Annotated in this window: 14 protein-coding genes and 1 other RNA gene; 13 read left to right on the top strand and 2 right to left on the bottom strand. The window is 37.6% G+C overall.

Annotated features, from left to right (window positions below):
• Window positions 1-132: 132 nt before the first annotated feature.
• From lonB to tsaD, 3 genes are all read left to right on the top strand, one after another.
• Complete coding sequence (gene lonB, locus CTER_RS18295; protein ID WP_004628046.1) at window positions 133-1,815, top strand: ATP-dependent protease LonB; 1,683 nt, start codon at window positions 133-135, stop codon at window positions 1,813-1,815.
• 310 nt (window positions 1,816-2,125) lie between these two features.
• A complete protein-coding gene (locus tag CTER_RS18290; protein WP_004628052.1) occupies window positions 2,126-2,839 on the top strand; it encodes a thermonuclease family protein in 714 nt (237 codons plus the stop codon).
• Window positions 2,840-3,155: 316 nt separating this feature from the next.
• Window positions 3,156-4,166, top strand: coding sequence for a tRNA (adenosine(37)-N6)-threonylcarbamoyltransferase complex transferase subunit TsaD (gene tsaD / locus CTER_RS18285; RefSeq protein ID WP_004628063.1), 1,011 nt, complete (start codon window positions 3,156-3,158; stop codon window positions 4,164-4,166).
• 318 nt (window positions 4,167-4,484) lie between these two features.
• Here the strand turns inward: tsaD and CTER_RS18280 are convergent, their stop codons facing one another.
• Both CTER_RS18280 and CTER_RS18275 read right to left on the bottom strand, forming a co-directional pair.
• On the bottom strand, window positions 4,485-5,201 hold the full coding sequence (locus tag CTER_RS18280) for a lytic transglycosylase domain-containing protein (RefSeq protein ID WP_004628060.1): 717 nt from the start codon (window positions 5,199-5,201) through the stop codon (window positions 4,485-4,487).
• A 160-nt stretch (window positions 5,202-5,361) separates the two neighbouring features.
• A complete protein-coding gene (locus CTER_RS18275) occupies window positions 5,362-5,673 on the bottom strand; it encodes a hypothetical protein (protein WP_004628043.1) in 312 nt (103 codons plus the stop codon).
• 175 nt (window positions 5,674-5,848) lie between these two features.
• On the opposite strand from CTER_RS18275, the gene CTER_RS18270 reads away from it, so the two are divergent.
• The 10 genes from CTER_RS18270 to CTER_RS18230 form a co-directional block, all read left to right on the top strand.
• Window positions 5,849-6,331, top strand: a complete 483-nt coding sequence (locus tag CTER_RS18270; RefSeq protein ID WP_004628051.1) for a ribonuclease FAU-1 family protein — start codon at window positions 5,849-5,851, stop codon at window positions 6,329-6,331.
• A 205-nt stretch (window positions 6,332-6,536) separates the two neighbouring features.
• Window positions 6,537-7,397, top strand: coding sequence for a PHP domain-containing protein (locus CTER_RS18265; protein WP_004628087.1), 861 nt, complete (start codon window positions 6,537-6,539; stop codon window positions 7,395-7,397).
• A 492-nt stretch (window positions 7,398-7,889) separates the two neighbouring features.
• Window positions 7,890-8,354, top strand: coding sequence for an SsrA-binding protein SmpB (gene smpB / locus CTER_RS18260; RefSeq protein ID WP_004628055.1), 465 nt, complete (start codon window positions 7,890-7,892; stop codon window positions 8,352-8,354).
• Between the two features lie 277 nt (window positions 8,355-8,631).
• Window positions 8,632-9,053: a transfer-messenger RNA gene (gene ssrA / locus CTER_RS27745) on the top strand.
• Window positions 9,054-10,191: 1,138 nt separating this feature from the next.
• Window positions 10,192-11,679 (top strand): ATP-binding protein, encoded by a 1,488-nt coding sequence (locus CTER_RS18255; RefSeq protein WP_004628074.1) that lies wholly within the window; start codon window positions 10,192-10,194, stop codon window positions 11,677-11,679.
• Window positions 11,680-11,704: 25 nt separating this feature from the next.
• Window positions 11,705-14,491 (top strand): Z1 domain-containing protein, encoded by a 2,787-nt coding sequence (locus CTER_RS18250; protein ID WP_004628082.1) that lies wholly within the window; start codon window positions 11,705-11,707, stop codon window positions 14,489-14,491.
• Window positions 14,484-15,503, top strand: coding sequence for a PD-(D/E)XK motif protein (locus CTER_RS18245; RefSeq protein ID WP_004628059.1), 1,020 nt, complete (start codon window positions 14,484-14,486; stop codon window positions 15,501-15,503). Before CTER_RS18250 ends, CTER_RS18245 begins: the two co-directional genes overlap by 8 nt.
• 10 nt (window positions 15,504-15,513) lie before the next feature.
• Window positions 15,514-17,250, top strand: coding sequence for an AIPR family protein (locus CTER_RS18240; RefSeq protein ID WP_004628037.1), 1,737 nt, complete (start codon window positions 15,514-15,516; stop codon window positions 17,248-17,250).
• Window positions 17,251-17,443: 193 nt separating this feature from the next.
• On the top strand, window positions 17,444-19,108 hold the full coding sequence (locus CTER_RS18235) for a DNA cytosine methyltransferase (protein WP_004628085.1): 1,665 nt from the start codon (window positions 17,444-17,446) through the stop codon (window positions 19,106-19,108).
• Window positions 19,109-19,176: 68 nt separating this feature from the next.
• Window positions 19,177-19,855: HD domain-containing protein (locus CTER_RS18230; protein WP_004628033.1), on the top strand; the 679-nt coding region annotated here is incomplete at its 3' end.

The raw sequence follows: 19,855 nt of genomic DNA, 5'->3' as shown, positions 1-19,855 counted from the left end.
CTGCCTCCGGATAATTTTTAAAATGCCGGAGGCAGTTTTTTGTTATTCAAATTTCTCCAATTACTTGGATAAAATATAAATCATTGCCAATAATATTATAGGTACGCAGCAAATAAGCTTAGGAGGTAATGTATGTTTACAACTACGATGTTTATCATACAGTTTTTCTTTTCAGTTATTATTGGTATATATTTTTTTACTTTACTTAAAACACAGCAGGGCAATAGGAGCGCAATTGACAAGGAGTCCAAAAAAGAACTGGAGAAGCTGAGGAAATTAAGGGATATCCACTTGACCGAGCCCTTATCGGAAAAAACAAGGCCATCTACCTTGAAGGATATAATAGGCCAGGAACAGGGGATAAGGGCGCTCAGGGCATCCCTGTGCGGCTCAAATCCCCAGCATGTGATAATTTACGGACCTCCCGGGGTGGGTAAGACCGCTGCTGCCAGGGTGATCCTTGAAGAAGCAAAAAACAATGGAATTTCGCCTTTTAAAAAGGAGGCCAAATTTGTTGAAATGGATGCCACAACTTTAAGGTTTGATGAGAGGGGAATTGCAGATCCTCTTATAGGTTCGGTGCATGACCCAATCTACCAGGGAGCGGGAGCGTATGGAGCGGCAGGTGTTCCTCAGCCCAAGCCGGGAGCCGTAACAAAAGCACATGGCGGGATACTGTTCATCGATGAGATCGGAGAACTGCACCCCATACAGATGAACAAGCTGTTGAAGGTGCTGGAGGACAGGAGGGTTTTTTTTGAGAGCGCATATTATACCTCTGAAGACAGCAACATACCTTCACATATACATGACATATTCCAAAAGGGTTTACCGGCCGATTTCAGGCTTGTAGGGGCCACAACCAGGACTCCTGATGAAATACCTGCGGCTATCAGGTCCAGATGTGTAGAGATCCATTTCAGGCCTTTAAGGGCGGATGAAATCAGTACCATTTGCGAAAACGCAGCCCTGAAGGGCGGATACGCCCTTGCGGAAGGCTGCAGTGAGCAGGTTGCCAGATATGCACAAAACGGAAGGGATGCAGTGAATATCATCCAGATTGCCGGCGGTATTGCCATGCTGGAAAACAAAAATGCCATTGATGTAAAGGATATAGAATGGGTTATAGAGTTCGGACATTACAGCCCGCGCATTGAAAAGAAAGTCAATTCAGACGTACAGATCGGTTGCATAAACGGTCTGGCGGTTTTCGGAAACAGTACGGGTATGGTTATTGATGTGGAGGCCACTGCAATGGAGGTGGCAAATGGCAACGGCGGCATAAAGATAACCGGAATTGTGGAGGAAGAGGAAATGGACAACAGGGGCCATAAACTAAAGAGGACCAGCTCCGCAAAGGCCTCGGTCGAGAACGTTCTGACAGTTTTAAAGAGATACCTGGATATAGATTTCAAGAACTATGAAATACACCTCAATTTTCCGGGAGGTATACCCATAGATGGGCCCTCGGCCGGAATTACAATAGCAACCGCAGTTTATTCGGCTGTCAGGAATATTCCGGTCAGCGGGGATATAGCCATGACCGGTGAAATATCCATAAAGGGTAAGGTCAAGCCGGTCGGGGGAGTTGTCGCCAAAGTGGAGGCAGCCAGAGTGGCAGGAATAAAAAAAGTATTCATACCCAGGGAAAACTACCAGGAATTATTTGATGACATGGATATTGAAGTAATTGCCGTGGACAACATCGGGCAGGTAATGAAGTCGATATTTGATGCGGATGTCATAGAAAGAAAGGATGAAGCCGTCATAAACAGCACGGTGCCCGTCACGGTGCTGACAGCTCAGGGAACATGAATCGGGGAATTATTCGTTGTGCAAGCCATTGCTTGAAGTTAATATGGAAGTACCGGTATAAGCAGTACAATTTTTTACTGCTGGCATAATGCTTGAAATTAATTCGTGTACATTATAGCGTTATAAGTCTTAATCTGACTCTAAATATTTCAACCTTATGAAATTAAGTCTTAAGTGATATCGGCCAATACACTTAATGAAAGAACAGCCTGGCGGACATAGCATCCTGCCGGGCTGTTTTTAACCATATGCCGAATTTGCATGCTCTGTGGTATAATTACCTTTGCAAACAAAATGAAAGGTGAATCCCATGAAGAAAAAAACCATATCAGCACTTGCAACATTAGTAACAGCCGCAGTCATTCTAATTGGAGGTGTAATTAACGAGCAGGGGGATAAAAATCCTCTTGGCAATTTTTTTCATGAATCAGGCAGTGTAAAAGCAAGCCGGGTTAAAGACAGTTCACAGGAGGGTACTTATCAGGCTTCAATAACCTTTCCTGAAAATCTCTTAAAGGCAGAAACCGAAGGTATAGCCCCATTCGGCTATATTAAAGCGACAGTATCAAAAGTCACTGATGGTGATACTTTTCATATAACCTATGAAAACAGGGACTACAAAGTCAGAATGCTGGACATAGATACACCTGAATCGGTCAAGGCAGGGGTCAAACCACAGCCCTTTTCAAAAGAGGCATCCGGGCTCACGGAAGAAATGCTGGCCAATAAGAACGTCAAGCTGATTTTTGAAAAAGATACCACTGATCAGTTTGACAGACTCCTTGCACATGTTATTCTTGAGGACAATACATATTACAATGCCTATATGGTTGAAAACGGGTATGCAATATGCGTTTTTTACAGTCCGAATACCCTGCTGAAGAAATACTTCAATGAGCTGCAGGATACTGCCATCAATGAACAGAAAGGCTTCTGGCAATTACCCGAAAAAGACAGACCGTTTATAAAGGACAGTAAGGGAAAATATGTGGCAGCCTATAAATCCAAAGGTAAAGCCGCTTAATAACCGCTCAATAATATTGCAAATTTCCGCAAAGTACCTAAAAAAAACGGGATTTTTGTCGGCTGATCTTCCTAAAATCCAAGTGGGACTTTGGGACTAGCCCTATTGGTAGGTATTGTCTATTTTCAGAATGGTATAAAATTTGGTAATATAAGGTTGAACATTAGCATTTCTCCTTTTAGGGGCATGGAGCCCGTAAGGCTCCATGTTTTTTTTGTACCCTTTTGTACCCCTGTTGGTGCCTGCCTTGATAAAATACCACCATTAAGCTATTATATTTTTATAATGTTATATTGTTTACGGAGGCTGACGCAATATGGATACACTTATTCTTGGGATAGAAAGCAGTTGTGATGAAACTTCTGCTTCAGTTATAAAGAACGGCAGATATATATTGTCAAATGTAATTTCCTCACAAATCGACCTGCACAAAAAATATGGGGGTGTTGTACCCGAAATAGCATCCAGAAAGCATGTGGAGCTTATTATGCCGGTTATAAACCAGGCTCTGGAGGAAGCGGGTGTTACGCTCAATGATATTGACGCCATAGGGGTTACTTACGGACCGGGACTTGTGGGTGCTCTTCTGGTTGGTTTGACGGCGGCCAAGGCCATAGCTTTTACAACAGGAAAGCCTCTTGTAGGTGTCCATCACATAGAAGGGCACATAGCGGCCAACTATTTGCAGTATCCCGAACTGGAACCTCCCTTCGTATGTCTTGTGGCTTCGGGAGGACACAGTCATATAGTTCTGGTTGAAAGCTATGACAAATTCGAGATATTGGGGCAGACAAGGGATGATGCCGCCGGAGAAGCCTTTGATAAAATTTCCAGAGCCATAGGGTTAGGATATCCAGGAGGACCTTTGATTGACAAGTATGCGGCCCAGGGTAACAGCAAGGCGGTAAAATTCCCCAGGGTGCAGTTTGAGGACGGGTCTCTGGATTTCAGCTTCAGCGGACTGAAGACGGCAGTACTCAATCATCTGAACAGACTGGAGCAAACGGGTGAGCAGGTAAACATACCCGATGTGGCTGCAAGTTTTCAACAGGCAGTGGTTGATGTCCTGGTGAAAAATACCATAAGGGCGGCAAAGCAGAAGGGTGTAGATAAAATTGCATTGGCCGGAGGTGTGGCAGCCAATTCCCAGCTGAGAAGCGAAATGAAAAGCCAGGCAAAAAAGCAGGGAATAGAAGTCCTGTATCCCGATTTGATCCTATGCACGGATAATGCCGCCATGATAGGCTGCGCGGCGTATTTTGAATATAAGAACGGAAAACGCTCAGGTATGGATTTAAATGCCGTTCCTGGTCTTAAATTGGGATAAATATACAGTCTTTGTCAAAAGTTATCCACAGGCTGTATAGAAAATGAAAAAAACTTGTTTTACTGTAATAATAACGGGTATAAGGTCATAAGAGTTTTTGACATATAATGTAAAAAAATCTGCAACCCCCTGTAAAATGTGGTTTCAGGCTGCGAATTTAACCAATGTGAATAATTTTCTGTGAATAAATTTGCGGTTCTGTGGAAATATCTCGAAATATAACAGCCATAAGTATTACAGAGTTGTGGATAATTATGTGGATATTGTGAATAATTTTTAAGGATAAGTTCTATTTTTCAGGAAATATAATAAGCCGCATCAGCGGCTTGTTAACATTTTATACTGGTTATAATATTCGGTTACCTTTTGGACATAGTCATGAGTTTCAATAAAGGGTGGAATGCCGCCATACTTTTCAACAGAATTCGGTCCTGCATTATAGGCGGCCAGAGCCAGGTCTAAATCGTTGTCGAACCTTGAGAGCTGATCCTTTAAATACCGGGTTCCTCCGTTAATGTTCTGCACTATATCAAAGGGGTCGGAAACATTAAGCGTATCAGCCGTTCCGGGCATTAACTGCATCAGTCCCTGTGCCCCCGAAGAGGATATGGACCTGGGATTGAAGGAAGACTCCTGCTTCATGACGGCCCTTATGAGATCCTTGTCCACTCCGTACCTTTGCGACGCATTATCTATGGCAGCATTTATTATGCTCATGAGCTGTGTTTGATCGCCCGGTATGTAGGCTGTGGATTTGGAAAGTGCCAATTGTGCTCTCAATACATTTACTGAGTCGGAATCATCATCCCTGTTCAGATTTTTTAACAGGTTTGTCCAGGTATCGGAGTTTGTCAAGGAGGAGCCGTCTGTGAGTGGATTGTCCAAGCCCAGCAGTGAAGCGTCGGCCAGATATTTTTCAAAAGGGATATCTGAAGTCCCGGCATCCTTTGAAGTTAACCCTGAATCAATACCGGCCAGCCTGCTTTCAATTTCAGCCAGCTTCTGGTTAAATATAGCGTTTATGTCTAAATTCATACAACCTCCCAATACCCATAATAAAGACTATTATAATATAAAAGTCCGGGGAATTATAGTCAAAAAATATAAACCATATAATCTATATCGGAAGAATGTACTGAAAAAATTAGACCTTAAGCGGGATTTTTGCCAAATAATTTTGAGTAACGTAAAAACTTTACGATACTTCTATAAGCATTTTCCTGGAAAATTTGGAGCAGGCATTTCTTTTATTTCCGTCATATTCCCTTGCCGAGAACAGCTTGCATTTGCCGAAGTCCTGATCAGGTGAATCCAGCTCCACAAGGAAGTACTCACAATGGATGCACTTATAGCTGTTCTGCCGGTCGGCTGCGGTGTCGGCAGAACCTTTATATTTGAAGCAGCAATAATCAGGAGTGACAACTCCGTGATATTTGCACAAAATGTCCCTGGTCAGGTGCATAGGTGTCCCACGTTCACAATTATTACAGCATTTTGTCCGCTTCATAAATCAGACCACCCTTTAGTTCAAAAGTTTTTCTTCATTATAACAAAACATATTCCTTTAGTAAAAAATTGGGAAATAAAAACCTCTTTAAAAAGAAATTTGCATATGCCTTCAAAAACAGCCGATTCTAATGTATAATAGCCATAAGCAAATTTTGACGATTTTAGGAGAAGATATGAATAAGCCAAATATTTTAAGAACCAGATTTATTCCATTTGAAACAGTTGATATTTCCAGCGATGAGGTACTATACATTGATGAAGAGATTTTAATTACGCGGTGGAAAGCAATCAGGCCAAGAGCAGATATATCGGGTGGAATTTCATACACCTTCTTGAAGGATGGCATTAAAATAAGCAGGTTTTACGATGCCGGCAAAAAGTTTGCCTACTGGTATTGCGATATAATTGATGTTAAGTATGAAAAGGATTTAAACAGGTATACATTGATAGATCTGCTGCTGGATGTCAAACTGATGCCCGACGGTACAATGAAAGTGCTGGATGCGGATGAACTGGCGGTTGCTCTTGAACAAGGTCTTATTACACAGGAGCAGGCCTGCAGATCCTTAAAGAAGATGGACACCATACTGCAAAGCATATATGGGAATACCTTCCCGCCTGCAATTTGTATGGAACAGAAATACTGGGAAGTATAAAATAGTGGTCTGTAACATTTAAACTCATATATTGCCGGCGGTTAAATTTCTTCAGGACTGCGTTGTCGAAAAGTATTGCTTTGTAGTACTTCGTTGGAATAGAGCGATTATTCCGCCCTTCTCCGCTTTGTCCCGAGTAAATTTTCCCCGCCGGACAATATAACGCTTTAGATGATGCAGGCCCCCTAAGGACTTGGAGGAAAAATTGAAAAATAACACGACAAAGCTTATTGATTTGCATACACACAGCACTGCCTCCGACGGAAGCATGAGCCCTGCCGAAATTGTCCGGCTGGCCCGTGAGAAAGGTCTTTCGGCAATAGCTTTGACAGATCATGATACCGTTGACGGGGTTGAGGAAGCGCTGGAAGAGGGAAAAAGATCGGGAGTGGAAGTGATTCCCGGAATTGAAATAAGTGTGGATTTCAAGCCCGAGATGCACATATTGGGCTATTTTCCGGATATTAACGGCTATACCGGCATCAGGCAGGAGCTTGAGGTTGTAAAGCAGGGCAGGGAAGTAAGGAATAAAAAAATTATAAACAGGCTTAATGAGCTGGGGATAGATATCACCCTGGAAGAGGTAAAAGGCGTGGCCCTGGGAGATATAATGGGGCGTCCGCATATTGCGAGGGTTTTGGTTAACAGAGGTTTTGTTTCATCTATAGATGAAGCCTTTGACAGATACCTGTGCAGGGAAGGCCTTGCTTACTTCAAAAGGGTTGAGCTGAAGCCCGGGGATGGAATTAACGCTATCCGTAACGCAGGCGGACTGCCCGTACTGGCACATCCTGTATTTTTGGGAAAATCCCATGGTGAACTGGATACGCTGCTGGCCGAGCTTAAGGAATTCGGTCTGGCGGGTATTGAGGCTTTGTACAGTGAAAACTCCAAAGAGGATACCGGTAACTTTCTGAGACTTGCCATCAAATATGAACTGTTGGTTACCGGAGGAAGTGACTTTCATGGAAGTTTTAAGCCGGGGATCGAACTTGGAAGGGGAAGAGGAAGGCTTGAGGTGCCGTATGAGCTTCTGGAGAAGCTTAGAGGAGCAGTAAGGGCATGATTAAATAATAAAATCCACCTTTTAAGACGGATATTTTCGGGCAATATCTCATTGGCCAATGCTTCGATATGCAATGCTTGGCGCTAATGTTTGGCACCCAGTGCTTGGTATCCAGTGCTCAGCATCCATAGATTGGTATCCAATGCTTCGTTGTCGTTAGCAGCCATAAAGCAATTAATGTGCCTTTTTCCGCCTGCCATGACGGAAAATATCCCGCATAATATCCCGCATTAAGATGAAGTTTTATTGTTTAATACTGTGCTAGAAAAGTTTAGAAAGGCTTAAAACTTCTGGAACTTGACCTTTTGGTGCTGCGGTGCTATAATATGTTCTGTCAGATGAATACTTTAGAAGAAGCCCTTTTTCGAGAGGGTTATTTTTGTCTGATGTTGTTTATAATTTTGGTAGTGATCTTTAAGTATATTAACCTTGTGACGGAACTTGATCAATTATGCCTGATAAGGTTTTTACACGATGGAATTGGTGGTAGGAATGGTAAAGGAAGCATATAAAGTTGTTGCACAAAATAAAAAAGCTCGTCATGATTACTTCATTGAGGAAACAATTGAGGCAGGTATCGTTTTGTCCGGAACTGAGGTCAAGTCCATCAGACAGGGCAAGCTGAACCTGAAGGAAAGCTATGCCTCCATTGTGGGCGGGGAAGTAATCCTGAGTGGGATGAATATAAGCCCATATGAGCAGGGCAACATATTTAACAAGGATCCTTTACGTGACAGAAAGCTTCTGCTGCACAGGTCGGAAATAAACCGGCTCATTGGTTTGACACAGCAGAAAGGCTTCACTCTGGTACCTATCCAGGCGTACCTGAAACGCGGTATGGTTAAAATAGAACTTGGAGTTGCCAGAGGTAAAAAACTGTACGACAAACGTGATGATATTGCCGCACGTGATGCAAAACGGGAAATTGACCGCAGGCTGAAGGAACAGCAGAGGTAGCAGGAAGCTTGTATCTGGCATGATGTGCCGGAGAATTGCTGAACTTGCCAAAAGTAATGCTAATGGATACTATTGAAGTTGAAATACAGTAATAGATACTGTTGAGACACTAATGAGGGATTACTGTTTTGAAATTATGTAAACTGATATTTGACAAGTAAATATTTTTGTAGTAAGCTTAAAAACCCAATATGATACAATAATTACGAGGCAGGAACAGTAAAAGCTTTTATCTGCCGGGTAATTTTGTCAGGTACGCACAGCGTACCATATATATGGGGGCGTAATGGTTTCGACGGGATTGTTGAGACTTGATAAGCGGGTAGAGGATTCTCGTTGGCCTCTTAAAAAACGAGAACTTAAAATTAAACGCTAAAAACGATAATTTCGCTTTAGCTGCTGCCTAATATGGCAGCCCGTCAGTCCCAGGTTGCTGCACCTGGGGTAGCTGGCGTCGACAAGTCAGCCCTTTTGCATAGGAAGGTTAAATGCTAGCACTGATTTGGCCGTAGCCTTGAGCCATTTCGGAACTTAAAGGCTACCGAAAGCGGCACCTTGCCTGTGGGGGGCCGCTGTAGGGAAACGTAAGGTTATCGTCCCGCAAGGGATACGTAACTTTGCACAAAACATAGGCTACACCCGTAGAAGTTCTTGAGGATATGGTTTCGGACAGGGGTTCAACTCCCCTCGCCTCCACCACAATTTGTCTGAAAAGCCTGATTTATCTGTTGCAATACCCATAAATTTTCCGTTTTGAAAAGATATGCTTCCTTTTTGAAAAGGAAAATATATGGTTCCTCAAAAGAAGCTACGTTTCTTACTAAGAAACGTAGCTTCTTTTGGTATATTCATTTGTAATGGTTAGTTAGTTTTGATATGATTTGAAGTAAGTAATAAAGCTCACATTTGAGAGTAGATAAGTATAATGACAGCAAATATTCTATTGGAGTTTTCAATTTATACCATTAATATAAAAGGTATTTCAGGAGAGATGTTTTCTGGTAACTGATATGCCTACTCATAAAAGATTCTCTTACAGAGGAACTTTATGAAGTGAATTTACAGGCTGTACATGGACTTTGAACAGCAGGGAATAAAGAAAAATATGAGAATAGGTACACGACGGTGAAAAAGAGGAGTTAGATTTGCGGCGCAGTGTACCACAAAAAAGTTGATAATCGGCACGCAGTATGTACTAATGGTTTGCTGGAATTGGTCCGTGTTGCGTGACTTTTAAACATTATAAGCTTTTTATATTCTACATCATAAAATGCAAGTACTTAAAACTTTATTAGATAACTTTATACGCAACTGAATCAAGCCATATTTTTAATGAGATAAATCTTTCGAATAATACGGCTTTTAATTTCTATATATTATAAGTCTTTTGTTTTTCTACAACTAACCCGATTATATACATAGATTTTCTTAATGACATATATTGTGGTGTAATAATTTACAATACGCAAAGACAATTTTCGAATCTGTTTTGTCAATTCTGCTATATAGTGCGATTGATAACTGCGATTATTAGGATAATGAAGCTTTAAGCAACCAATCAGATTTCCTGTTTGAAGTGATAAAACATGTTTTGGCGCAGAGTATTGAGAGATGCGCAGAGATTGTTGTTGAATGGATTATGACAATACAAGAATTGCACTGCAAGAAACTAAATCGCAAAAGGCAAAGAAATAGATAGACTAATTTCTTCATATTTTGCTGCGAAACTTACTTTATTGCCAATTTTTATTAAATAATATATACTCTAAATGAATAATTTGTTATAAGAAATTATAAATTGTGTTTTCAAAAGGATAATTGCAAAGAGGTGCGAACATTGCCAAATCATGAAAGTGTCACTCCAGACGCTTATTCAGTAATACAGTCACTCCGTTCGGTTGGATACAACCTTCAGAGTGCAATTGCTGATATTATAGATAATAGCATAACGGCGAGAGCCAGCGAGATAAAAATTCGATTTCACTGGAATATGGATAACAGTTATATCAGCATACATGATAACGGTAATGGAATGAGTGAAAACGATTTACGGCAGGCTATGCGTATGGGTTCTAAAAACCCTCTAGACAGACGTGAGAAAAACGATTTAGGGCGTTTTGGAATGGGTTTAAAAACGGCGGCATTCTCACTATGTAAAAGATTGACAGTTAAGTCTGGATATAAACATGATGAAACCTTTATACGATGTTGGGATTTAGACTATATTAAGGATACAAATGATTGGACACTTATAACTCATGCTGCTGACAATGATTCAAGCTTGTTTTTACAACAACATGAGATTAAAGAGTCAGGTACTGTTGTTCTACTAGAAAAATTAGACCGGATTATTACTTCACCTTTTAATCAAAAGGCATATACTGAGTTTTTGAAGAAAGTTGAATCTGTTGAAAAACATATTAGTATGATATTCCATAGATTTTTGTCAGGACCTCAAGCAGTAAAGATTTATATTAACGAAAATGAGATAAAGCCTTGGGACCCATTCCTTACGAATGAGGTAGCGACACAAGAGCTTGCCACTGAACAATTCAAGTTCGGTAATACTACAATTACAATTTCTCCGTATATCTTACCTCACCATTCAAAAATTACAAAAGGTACTTTTGATAGGGCTGAAGGATTAAAAGGATGGAATGCACATCAAGGATTTTATGTGTATCGAAATAAGCGTCTCCTTGTAGCCGGTACTTGGTTTAATATGTTTAAAAAGGAAGAACCTTTTAAGTTAGCGAGAATAATGCTTGATATTTCAAGTGATTTAGACTTCGATTGGAAGATAGATATTAAAAAGGCTGCTGCAGTACCTCCACAAGAAATCGTTCATGAAGTTGAGAAAATAGCGAAGATAGCCCGTGAAGCTTCGTACAGAGTTTACTATCATAGGGGTGCAAAACTCGCAGTAGACAATACGGTATCAAGTGTTGATTACGTATGGGAACAGATTTATAAACATGGTATTCTGTATCATAAAGTTAACCGCAACCATTCACTTTTATTGAACTTTATAACTACATTATCTTCGGAGCAAAAAAGAATGCTTAATGCCTACTTGGCTATTGTAGAAGAAAATACACCAAGTAACTTGCTTTCCTATGCTGTAGGTAAGCAGGAGAACAACGAAGGCAATAGCAATAACTCAGCACTTGATACAGAAGATGCCGTAAATCACATACGCGATATTATATATGCTTTTAGGATTTCAGGTTACAAAGATGATGAAATTGTTAATAGACTTAAACATATGAAGTCATTTATTCCCTACGAAAGACTTTTCCAAAGGCTTATGGAAGAAACAAATTAATTGTATTGTGTGAGGAGATGTCGATATGTCAAATTATAATGATGCAAGGTCTATGGCTCTATTATACTATAAAAAATTTATGACACAAACAACTGATGAGAATGAAGCAATTTACAAGGCAGCTGAACAAAGTATCACTTTTTATTCGGATGTGAGTGTAAATGAACTTGTCAAAGACCTTCAAGAATCATTAAATATTGGAGTAACTCTTCCTTCAATGTTAACTTCTAAGAACGATAGTGAACATATACCATGGTGGAATATCAAAAAGGGTGAACTAAAGCTTACGTTTTGGCATAGGTATGAACGCTACCTTCTAGAAAAAAAGCATTGGCCTTTAAAAGTGGTACAGAGTCTTGATGAAACAACAGATAAGATATTGGATATTCTCGAAGACCCTACTGATACAACGAGAATTTATGACAGACGAGGGCTAGTTATTGGTTATGTTCAGTCCGGTAAAACAGCTAACTATACTGCATTGATAAATAAAGCAATTGATGCTGGATTTAAGTTAATAATCGTTTTATCAGGAATGCATAATGATTTAAGAAGCCAAACACAAATGAGACTTGACGAAGAAGTATTAGGATTTGAAACTAGTACCACACAGTTAAGACAGCCTAATGAGGTGCTTGCAAAGTTAATTGGAGTTAGCACGCTTCCTGGAGAGAAGTTTGTTAATATTGGAACTTTAACAACACGTGATAATTCCGGCGATTTTAGCAGGAAGATTGCTAGGAATATAAATGTACATCCAGGTATGCAGCCATTCATCCTTGTTGTAAAAAAGAATGTGAGTGTTTTACAAAACATTCTTAATTACTATAGAAATGATAGTCCTTTAGCTCATTTAGCGACTCCATCTGCTCAGTATAAAACTGTACCTGGTATACCACTGCTTTTAATAGATGATGAAGCAGACCAGGCATCAGTTAACACAGCAGATATATACGATGATGATGGAAATATTATGGAAGACTATCATCCGTCAAAAATAAACGGGTTAATACGGCAAATATATTATACGTTTGACCAAAAAGCATATATTGGATATACTGCAACTCCGTTTGCAAATATATTTATTCATAATGAAGCCAACAGTGGTCTGTATGGGTCAGAGTTATTCCCAAAAGATTTCATTCTAGGTCTTCCGAAACCAGCTAATTATATAGGGCCTGCAGAGCTATTTGGGCTTAATAAAGATGATGATACATACATGCCATTAATCAGTATGGTAAATTATGACAATGATTTTGTGCCTGCACAACACAAAAGTAATCACACACCGTCTGCATTACCTGATACTTTAATTGAAGCAATATATTCATTTATTCTTACAACATCAGCTAGAAGGGCCAGAGGACAGCGTAATGTTCATAATTCCATGCTTATTCATGTCACACGTTTTAACAGTGTTCAAAATATTGTATACGAGATGGTTAAGGATGTTTTTTATGATATTAAACGTAGGGTAAAATATGGTGAGCCTAATAGTAATAATAATGTTAAATTAGCCCTAAAAAAGCTATGGGTGAGCAATTACTGTACAACATCAGAATACATGAAAGAGAACTTTTCTGAATTAGTCGGCGATGTTTCTATTCCATCATGGGAAGACATAGAGAAGGAGCTTGTGCCGACACTTGAAAGTATTATAGTTAAGGAAATCAACGGTTCTAGCGGTGATGCATTAGATTATAAAGAACACGAAACAACAGGGCTTAACGTAATTGCTATTGGTGGGGATAAGTTATCACGTGGATTAACCCTAGAGGGGCTAACCGTTAGTTACTATCTCCGTGCTAGTAGAATGTATGATACTCTTATGCAGATGGGGCGTTGGTTTGGTTATCGCCCAGGATATTTAGATTTATGCAGGATTTATACAACGCCTGATCTTGCATCATGGTTTAGACATATTGCTATAGCGACAGAAGAGCTGCGAGACTCTCTACATTATATGGATAGTATAAAAGCAACACCCGAAGAATTTGGACTAAAAATTCAAACTCATCCAATTATGTATATAACAAGTCAAGTAAAAATGCAGTCCGGTACGGTTCAACGTCTATCATATAAGAATACTGTAAGTGAAACTACTGTATTTGAAATTGATGATTCCTTCTTTGATAATAATTTTATGGCAACCGATCAATTTATTAGGAGCTTGGGGCAGCCTGTTGAAGACTATTTGATTAAGAAGGGTAGGTCACATGCCAAAGCAGAACACCTATTTTGGGAGAATGTAACTGGAGACTACATAATAGAATATCTATCCAAGTATAAGACTGCAAAAACTGCACCTAGAGCCAATAGTGAGTATTTACGTCGTTACATTGAAGCCCAAATGCAGAATGACGAGCTAGTAAGGTGGACTGTAGTCTTAATTAATACTGGAAATGAGCCAGGGTTTAGACTTGGTGGTCATGATATAAAATCAGGAATTGAACGTAAAGGTATAGAGGATGATAGAAGAGGTAAGAGAGTCTCTGTAAAAAGACTTATGTCTGCTGACCATGAGTATCTTGACTTTAGTATGGAGCAGCATAGACGTGTATTAGAAATAAAAAAATCTGCAAAAAATCCAGATGATGAAAAAACAAAGAGCGAACAAATTCGTGCACAATTGCGTTCACCTGAAGAAGGGTTACTGCTTATATATCCAATTGACAGAAAAGAAACAGAGTTATTAAAAACTGCAAGTCAAGTACCGATTGGTATTGCGTTAGTCTTTCCGGACAGTGGAAATGATACATCCGTAGAATATGCAGTAAATAATGTTTTTATGGAGATGGAGCAAAATGATTGATATTAAAAATGTACTTAGAAGCATAGACCAAGACCCAAGGCTTAACGATATAAATGCAACCCCTTCACTTGTTGCAAGGCTAATATCTAGTCATTCTGCCGTTCAATTAGTTGCAGCTGTTAGCAAGAATGATAGAAAAAGGCATTTACTTATAGCAATTCGAGAAAAACTAACTCCTGAAAAGCTCGAAAGCTTGCCAAAATGGTATGGACTAAGTATCGAGCAGGAGAAATTAACAATTTTAGACATTAGAACCTCGTGGTTTTTGATATTAAAACATACAAATGAAAGTGATAAAGATATATTTGAAGCAGTTATAAGTAACATATGTAACGAGTTATTGCTATTAAATGATAATGAAGCTATGTTACCAACGTTAATAAAGATCCTCGATAAATGGAAGTATTTCTTTACCTTATATAGTAGAGAAGGGTTATCTTCAACTGAGCAACAGGGGCTTTACGGTGAACTTTGGTTTCTCAGAGAGTTAATAGATTACTCACGCCTAACTAGTTTGGTTAAAAATTGGACAGGTATAGAGAAAACAACACACGATTTTCAGATTGGGAAAAGTGCTATTGAAATAAAGACGTCCGTTAGCAACAAGCCTTATTCTGCAAAAATTAATAACGAGAATCAGTTAGATGATACGAACTTAGCAAATTTATACTTGGCTTTTTTAGCATTACACCCTATGCTTGAAGGAGGGGAAACATTACCTGATATTATTAGTCAAATACGTAGGAAGATTGCTAATGACACTGAAGCAAAGCTTAAATTTGAAGAAAAATTATTCTTCTCGGGGTATGTTGAAAACCAGTCACACCTATATAAGACTGGCTATGCACTTCGAGATGTGATTGCTTTTTCTGTTAAAGCAGGTTTCCCAAGGATACTAAACGCTGATGTACCTGATGGTATAGGGGATATTTCATATTCAATACAAATTTCTGTTTGTGAACCATTCAAAGTCAATTTAGAACATGTTTTGCAACAAGTAACTAGCAATTAAGGAGTCTATTATGGAGAATTTAACTGACTTTGCAAAAAGTTTTGTAGAAGACGTTTTAAGTCAAGCTGACGCTGATGTTGTTTTAAAGGAAGATGCATTTACAGACATATTTTGCGGCTATTTGGTAAGTGCTGAACAGTGCATGGATTACGTTATATGTAATTTTAAAAAAAGTGTTCTTAATATAAAAATCAACGCTTATGAATATAACGAGTATTTTGGCACATTTACCCTTGTTATTTCTGACTTTGACCAATTTAGTATTATGTCAAAAATGAATAGTAAACTGTCTGATTCCTTGTTTCGAAGAGCACGTAATTTCTTTGAGAAGTCATGTAAGGGTTTAAAGAATAAACTAGAGGACTCAACGGAAGCTTTTGCTTTATCAGATATTATTGAAACAAACCAAAGGAATATAGATAAGCTCAAAATAATTATAATAACAAACAAAATAGCTACTAATGAAATACCATCCGATAGTAATATTGAAAGCATCGGCGTATCACACGATATTTGGGATATTGAAAGAATATATCAACTTCTGTACCAACAAAAAGGCCCTGAAGAAATACGAATAAAGATTGAAGAAATATACGGAGAGAGTCTTGGCTTCTTAAAAACTGACGATGATAATGAAATATATGATAGCTACGTAGGTATAATTCCAGGTAAGCTATTAGCAAAAATATATGATGACTGGGGTCAACGTTTGATTGAACGCAATGTTCGTTCATTCCTGCAAGCAAAAGGTACTATTAACCGTGGATTGAGGGACACTATAAACAAAGACCCTAGAATGTTTATGGCATATAACAATGGCATATCTACCATAGCTGAGCAATTAGTACTTAATCCGTCTCCCATAGATAATTATATACAAATTAAAGAGATGGTCGGCTGGCAAATTGTAAATGGCGGTCAAACGACAGCTTCTTTATATAATGCATTAAAAAGTAAGGCAGACTTAGATTCTGTGTATTTACAAATGAAATTAACCGTTATAAAAAAGGAAGAGCACGTGGATGATATTATTACATCAATTTCTAAATACGCAAATAGTCAAAATAAAATTACTATGTCTGATTTCAGTGCGAATGATAATTTCCATGTAACAATGGAAAACCTTTCAAGACGTGTTTGGGTTCCAAGTGTTAAGGGTAAAGCGACAACGAAATGGTTTTATGAACGTGCTCGAGGTCAATATTTGGTCGAGCTTAATAGGCAGCACACGGAATCAAAAAAACGTTTATTTAAGCAACAAAATCCAAAAAATCAAGTGATGAATAAAACAGCTGCTGCAAAATATGAGATGTCATGGTTACAGTTCCCTCATATAGTGAGTAGGGGAGCAGAGACGAACTTTGTATTTTTCACCGATATGGTTAAGGATAAACCAGACTTACAGCCCAATGAAGACTATTTCAAACACTTAGTTGCTAAAGCAATACTTTTTAGCACTTGTGATAAAATCGTAAAAAATAATAACTTTGGTGATTATAAAGCAAACGTTGTCACTTATACAATAGGACTACTTTCTTCAATCAGAAAAGGAAAGATTGATTTTGACACGATTTGGGCTAATCAATCGCTTGATAAAACATTATGTGCAGAAATAAGTGACTTGTCCATATGTGTATGGAAACATATAACAAAGCCTATCGTTGAGGGGACTAATATAACACAATGGTGTAAACGTGAAGAATGTTGGACTGAACTAATAAGAAGGTATAAAAGTAACGAGTTATAGTATTAATTTTTTAGGATAAAATTGACTATATTTTCGTTATTCAAATTTAAAATATGATATAATTAGCTTTTAGTATATTTGAAAAGAATTTTATTGACTTTATCAGTTTCTAAATGATATGCTGCAGGTATAGAATAAAATACTTTATTATTTGAAGACATAGTTTTGTGACGATATGGTAAGGGGGTAAAAAATGCAAAAACTGAATACCATTGACCTCTTTGCTGGAGCTGGAGGGCTTAGTTATGGGTTCTGTGAAACAGGATGTTTTGATGTTAAAGTTGCTGTAGAGTGTAATAAGTATGCGCAAGAAACGTATAAAAATAACCATCTTGGTGTGGATATATATGATAATATTTGTACAATAAATTATAAGAAATTAAAAGATAAATATGGTTCGTTTGATGTGGTTATAGGGGGACCTCCCTGCCAAGGGTTTTCCAATGCAAACAGGCAAAGAAATGAGCTTGTATCTGGTAATAACCAATTAGTAAATGAGTATATAAAGGCCGTGGAAGAACTGCAACCTAGTGCATTTGTAATGGAAAATGTAAAGACGATAAATTCTGATAATCATAAATTTTTTTTCTGTGAGAAAATTAGAAACGATGTTGAAAATCTAAATATTCCTTTGAATGAAGAAATTATACCGATTGCAGAGGTGACTTTTTTACCATGTGTTTTTGCAAATTTATTAAGTGGGTCTGACAGGTTAATCAAATATTCGATGGCGAAAGAGAATTATATCAAAATAAATACTATTTTTAGAAATGCTAAAAGTTACGATCAACTCTTTAACTACTTAAAAAAATATAGTAATCAGGTCTCAAAATTTTTAAATATATGGAATAGTCTACATGAAGAATTTTGGTGTGAAGACTATAGGAAGACCTTTTGTGAAGCGAAATTGATGCTAATAGATTTTATGACTCATAAAAAGAACTTCAAAGAACTTAAAAATGCATTAAAAATAATTATTGAAACTCAGAAAGCCTTTTACAAAATTAAGGAAGTTCGAGATAACAAAATAATACTTTCAGATATAATTATTGACAAAAAAAATTTTTGTATTAAGGTAAAAACATATAATATTATAAATTATGTTATGGAAAAGTTTAGGGCGATAGGATATCACGTTAATAAAGGTATTGTTAATGCTGTTAACTTTGGAGTGCCACAAAGTAGAGAAAGGTTTATAATAATAGGTATAAAGCAGGGAGTTTCTGATAAAGAAATAGTAATGCCAGAAGCATTATTAAAGACGACAAAAGAGTTTTATACTATTGGGGATGCTATACAAGACATAGAAGAATACAAGACATCAATTGATGTAAATAGTGATGCTATTAAGAAAAAAGGAATAGTACCGGAAAGTCAGTTGCAAAATTATTTAAATAGCAACACTCTTGTTCTTCATAATCATGTTAATACCAATACTAAAGAAACTGCTCTTGAGCGTTTCAAAAATATTGCTCCAGGACAGAACTTCCACCATCTTACTGATAAATTAAAAGAAACATATAGTGACCCTTCACGTACTCAAAATACTATTTATCTAAGGTTAGACTATAATGTCCCTGCTGGAACCGTTGTAAATGTTAGGAAATCAATGTGGATTCATCCTTCAAAAGATAGGGCTATAAGTATTCGGGAAGCAGCGAGATTGCAATCTTTTCCAGACAAATTTATTTTTTATGGACCTAAAGATTCACAATACCAACAAGTTGGTAATGCTGTTCCTCCATTGTTAGGTAGAGCAATTGCAGAAAAAGTTCTTGAATTACTTGGAATGCAACCTAATAATAAATTAAAGGATGTAATTTTAAATAAATTTGAATCAATTACAAAAGAAGAATAATTAATTTATTTGATTTATTTGAAGATCCATATTAGATGGAAAAATAATTTTGTGAGGATCATAAAGGCATGTATCTAGAAGAATCATTAAAAAAACATGAGGAATTTTACTCCAAATATATAACGCTTAAAACTCATTTAGTAGATAAAGTATATAAAGAATTGCCGTTTAGGCAATATATCATAGATGAAAATAAGATATTATTGAATGACCATGGAAAAGAGCATGTAGAAACAGTTCTTAAAAGAGCCTCTGATTTAGTAAATACTGAAACAATTAATTTATCAGATTATGAAAAATTTATATTATTAATTGCTATTTTACTACATGATGTAGGTGTAGTTTTTGGAAGAGAAGATCATGAATTAAATGGTCGAGAAATCTACAAAGATATATTCGAGATTATAAATTACGATAGTATTGAGGCACGGCAAGTTTTAAAAATTGCTGAGTGTCATACTGGTAAAAATAAGGAAAATGGTGACAAAGATAAAATCTATTATCTTTATGAAACAGAACAATTAAAGCATGGTAGTATTAGAAATAGATTACTTGCTGCTATACTTAAGTTCGCTGATGAGTTAGCTGATGATGAAAGTAGATCATTTAAACAAATGCTCAAAAATAAACTAATTCCTAAAAACAGTGAAATATTTCATGCATATTCATTTTGCCTTTATACTCCTGAAATATTACATGATACAAAATCTATCAAGTTAACATATAATATCCCTTATGAATTTTTAG

It is taken from the genome of Ruminiclostridium cellobioparum subsp. termitidis CT1112 (genome assembly GCF_000350485.1).
GTDB lineage: Bacteria > Bacillota > Clostridia > Acetivibrionales > DSM-1351 > Ruminiclostridium > Ruminiclostridium termitidis.
The sequence above is the reverse complement of the archived record's forward strand: the minus strand, read 5'-3'. Positions and strand labels throughout refer to the sequence as shown.

Excerpts from the sequence above, each read along its gene's own strand:
- lonB (WP_004628046.1), top strand. The coding sequence starts at position 133 with ATGTTTACAACTACGATGTTTATCATACAGTTTTTCTTTTCAGTTATT.
- CTER_RS18290 (WP_004628052.1), top strand. The coding sequence starts at position 2,126 with ATGAAGAAAAAAACCATATCAGCACTTGCAACATTAGTAACAGCCGCA.
- tsaD (WP_004628063.1), top strand. The coding sequence starts at position 3,156 with ATGGATACACTTATTCTTGGGATAGAAAGCAGTTGTGATGAAACTTCT.
- CTER_RS18280 (WP_004628060.1), bottom strand. The coding sequence starts at position 5,201 with ATGAATTTAGACATAAACGCTATATTTAACCAGAAGCTGGCTGAAATT.
- CTER_RS18275 (WP_004628043.1), bottom strand. The coding sequence starts at position 5,673 with ATGAAGCGGACAAAATGCTGTAATAATTGTGAACGTGGGACACCTATG.
- CTER_RS18270 (WP_004628051.1), top strand. The coding sequence starts at position 5,849 with ATGAATAAGCCAAATATTTTAAGAACCAGATTTATTCCATTTGAAACA.
- smpB (WP_004628055.1), top strand. The coding sequence starts at position 7,890 with ATGGTAAAGGAAGCATATAAAGTTGTTGCACAAAATAAAAAAGCTCGT.
- CTER_RS18250 (WP_004628082.1), top strand. The coding sequence starts at position 11,705 with ATGTCAAATTATAATGATGCAAGGTCTATGGCTCTATTATACTATAAA.
- CTER_RS18245 (WP_004628059.1), top strand. The coding sequence starts at position 14,484 with ATGATTGATATTAAAAATGTACTTAGAAGCATAGACCAAGACCCAAGG.
- CTER_RS18240 (WP_004628037.1), top strand. The coding sequence starts at position 15,514 with ATGGAGAATTTAACTGACTTTGCAAAAAGTTTTGTAGAAGACGTTTTA.
- CTER_RS18235 (WP_004628085.1), top strand. The coding sequence starts at position 17,444 with ATGCAAAAACTGAATACCATTGACCTCTTTGCTGGAGCTGGAGGGCTT.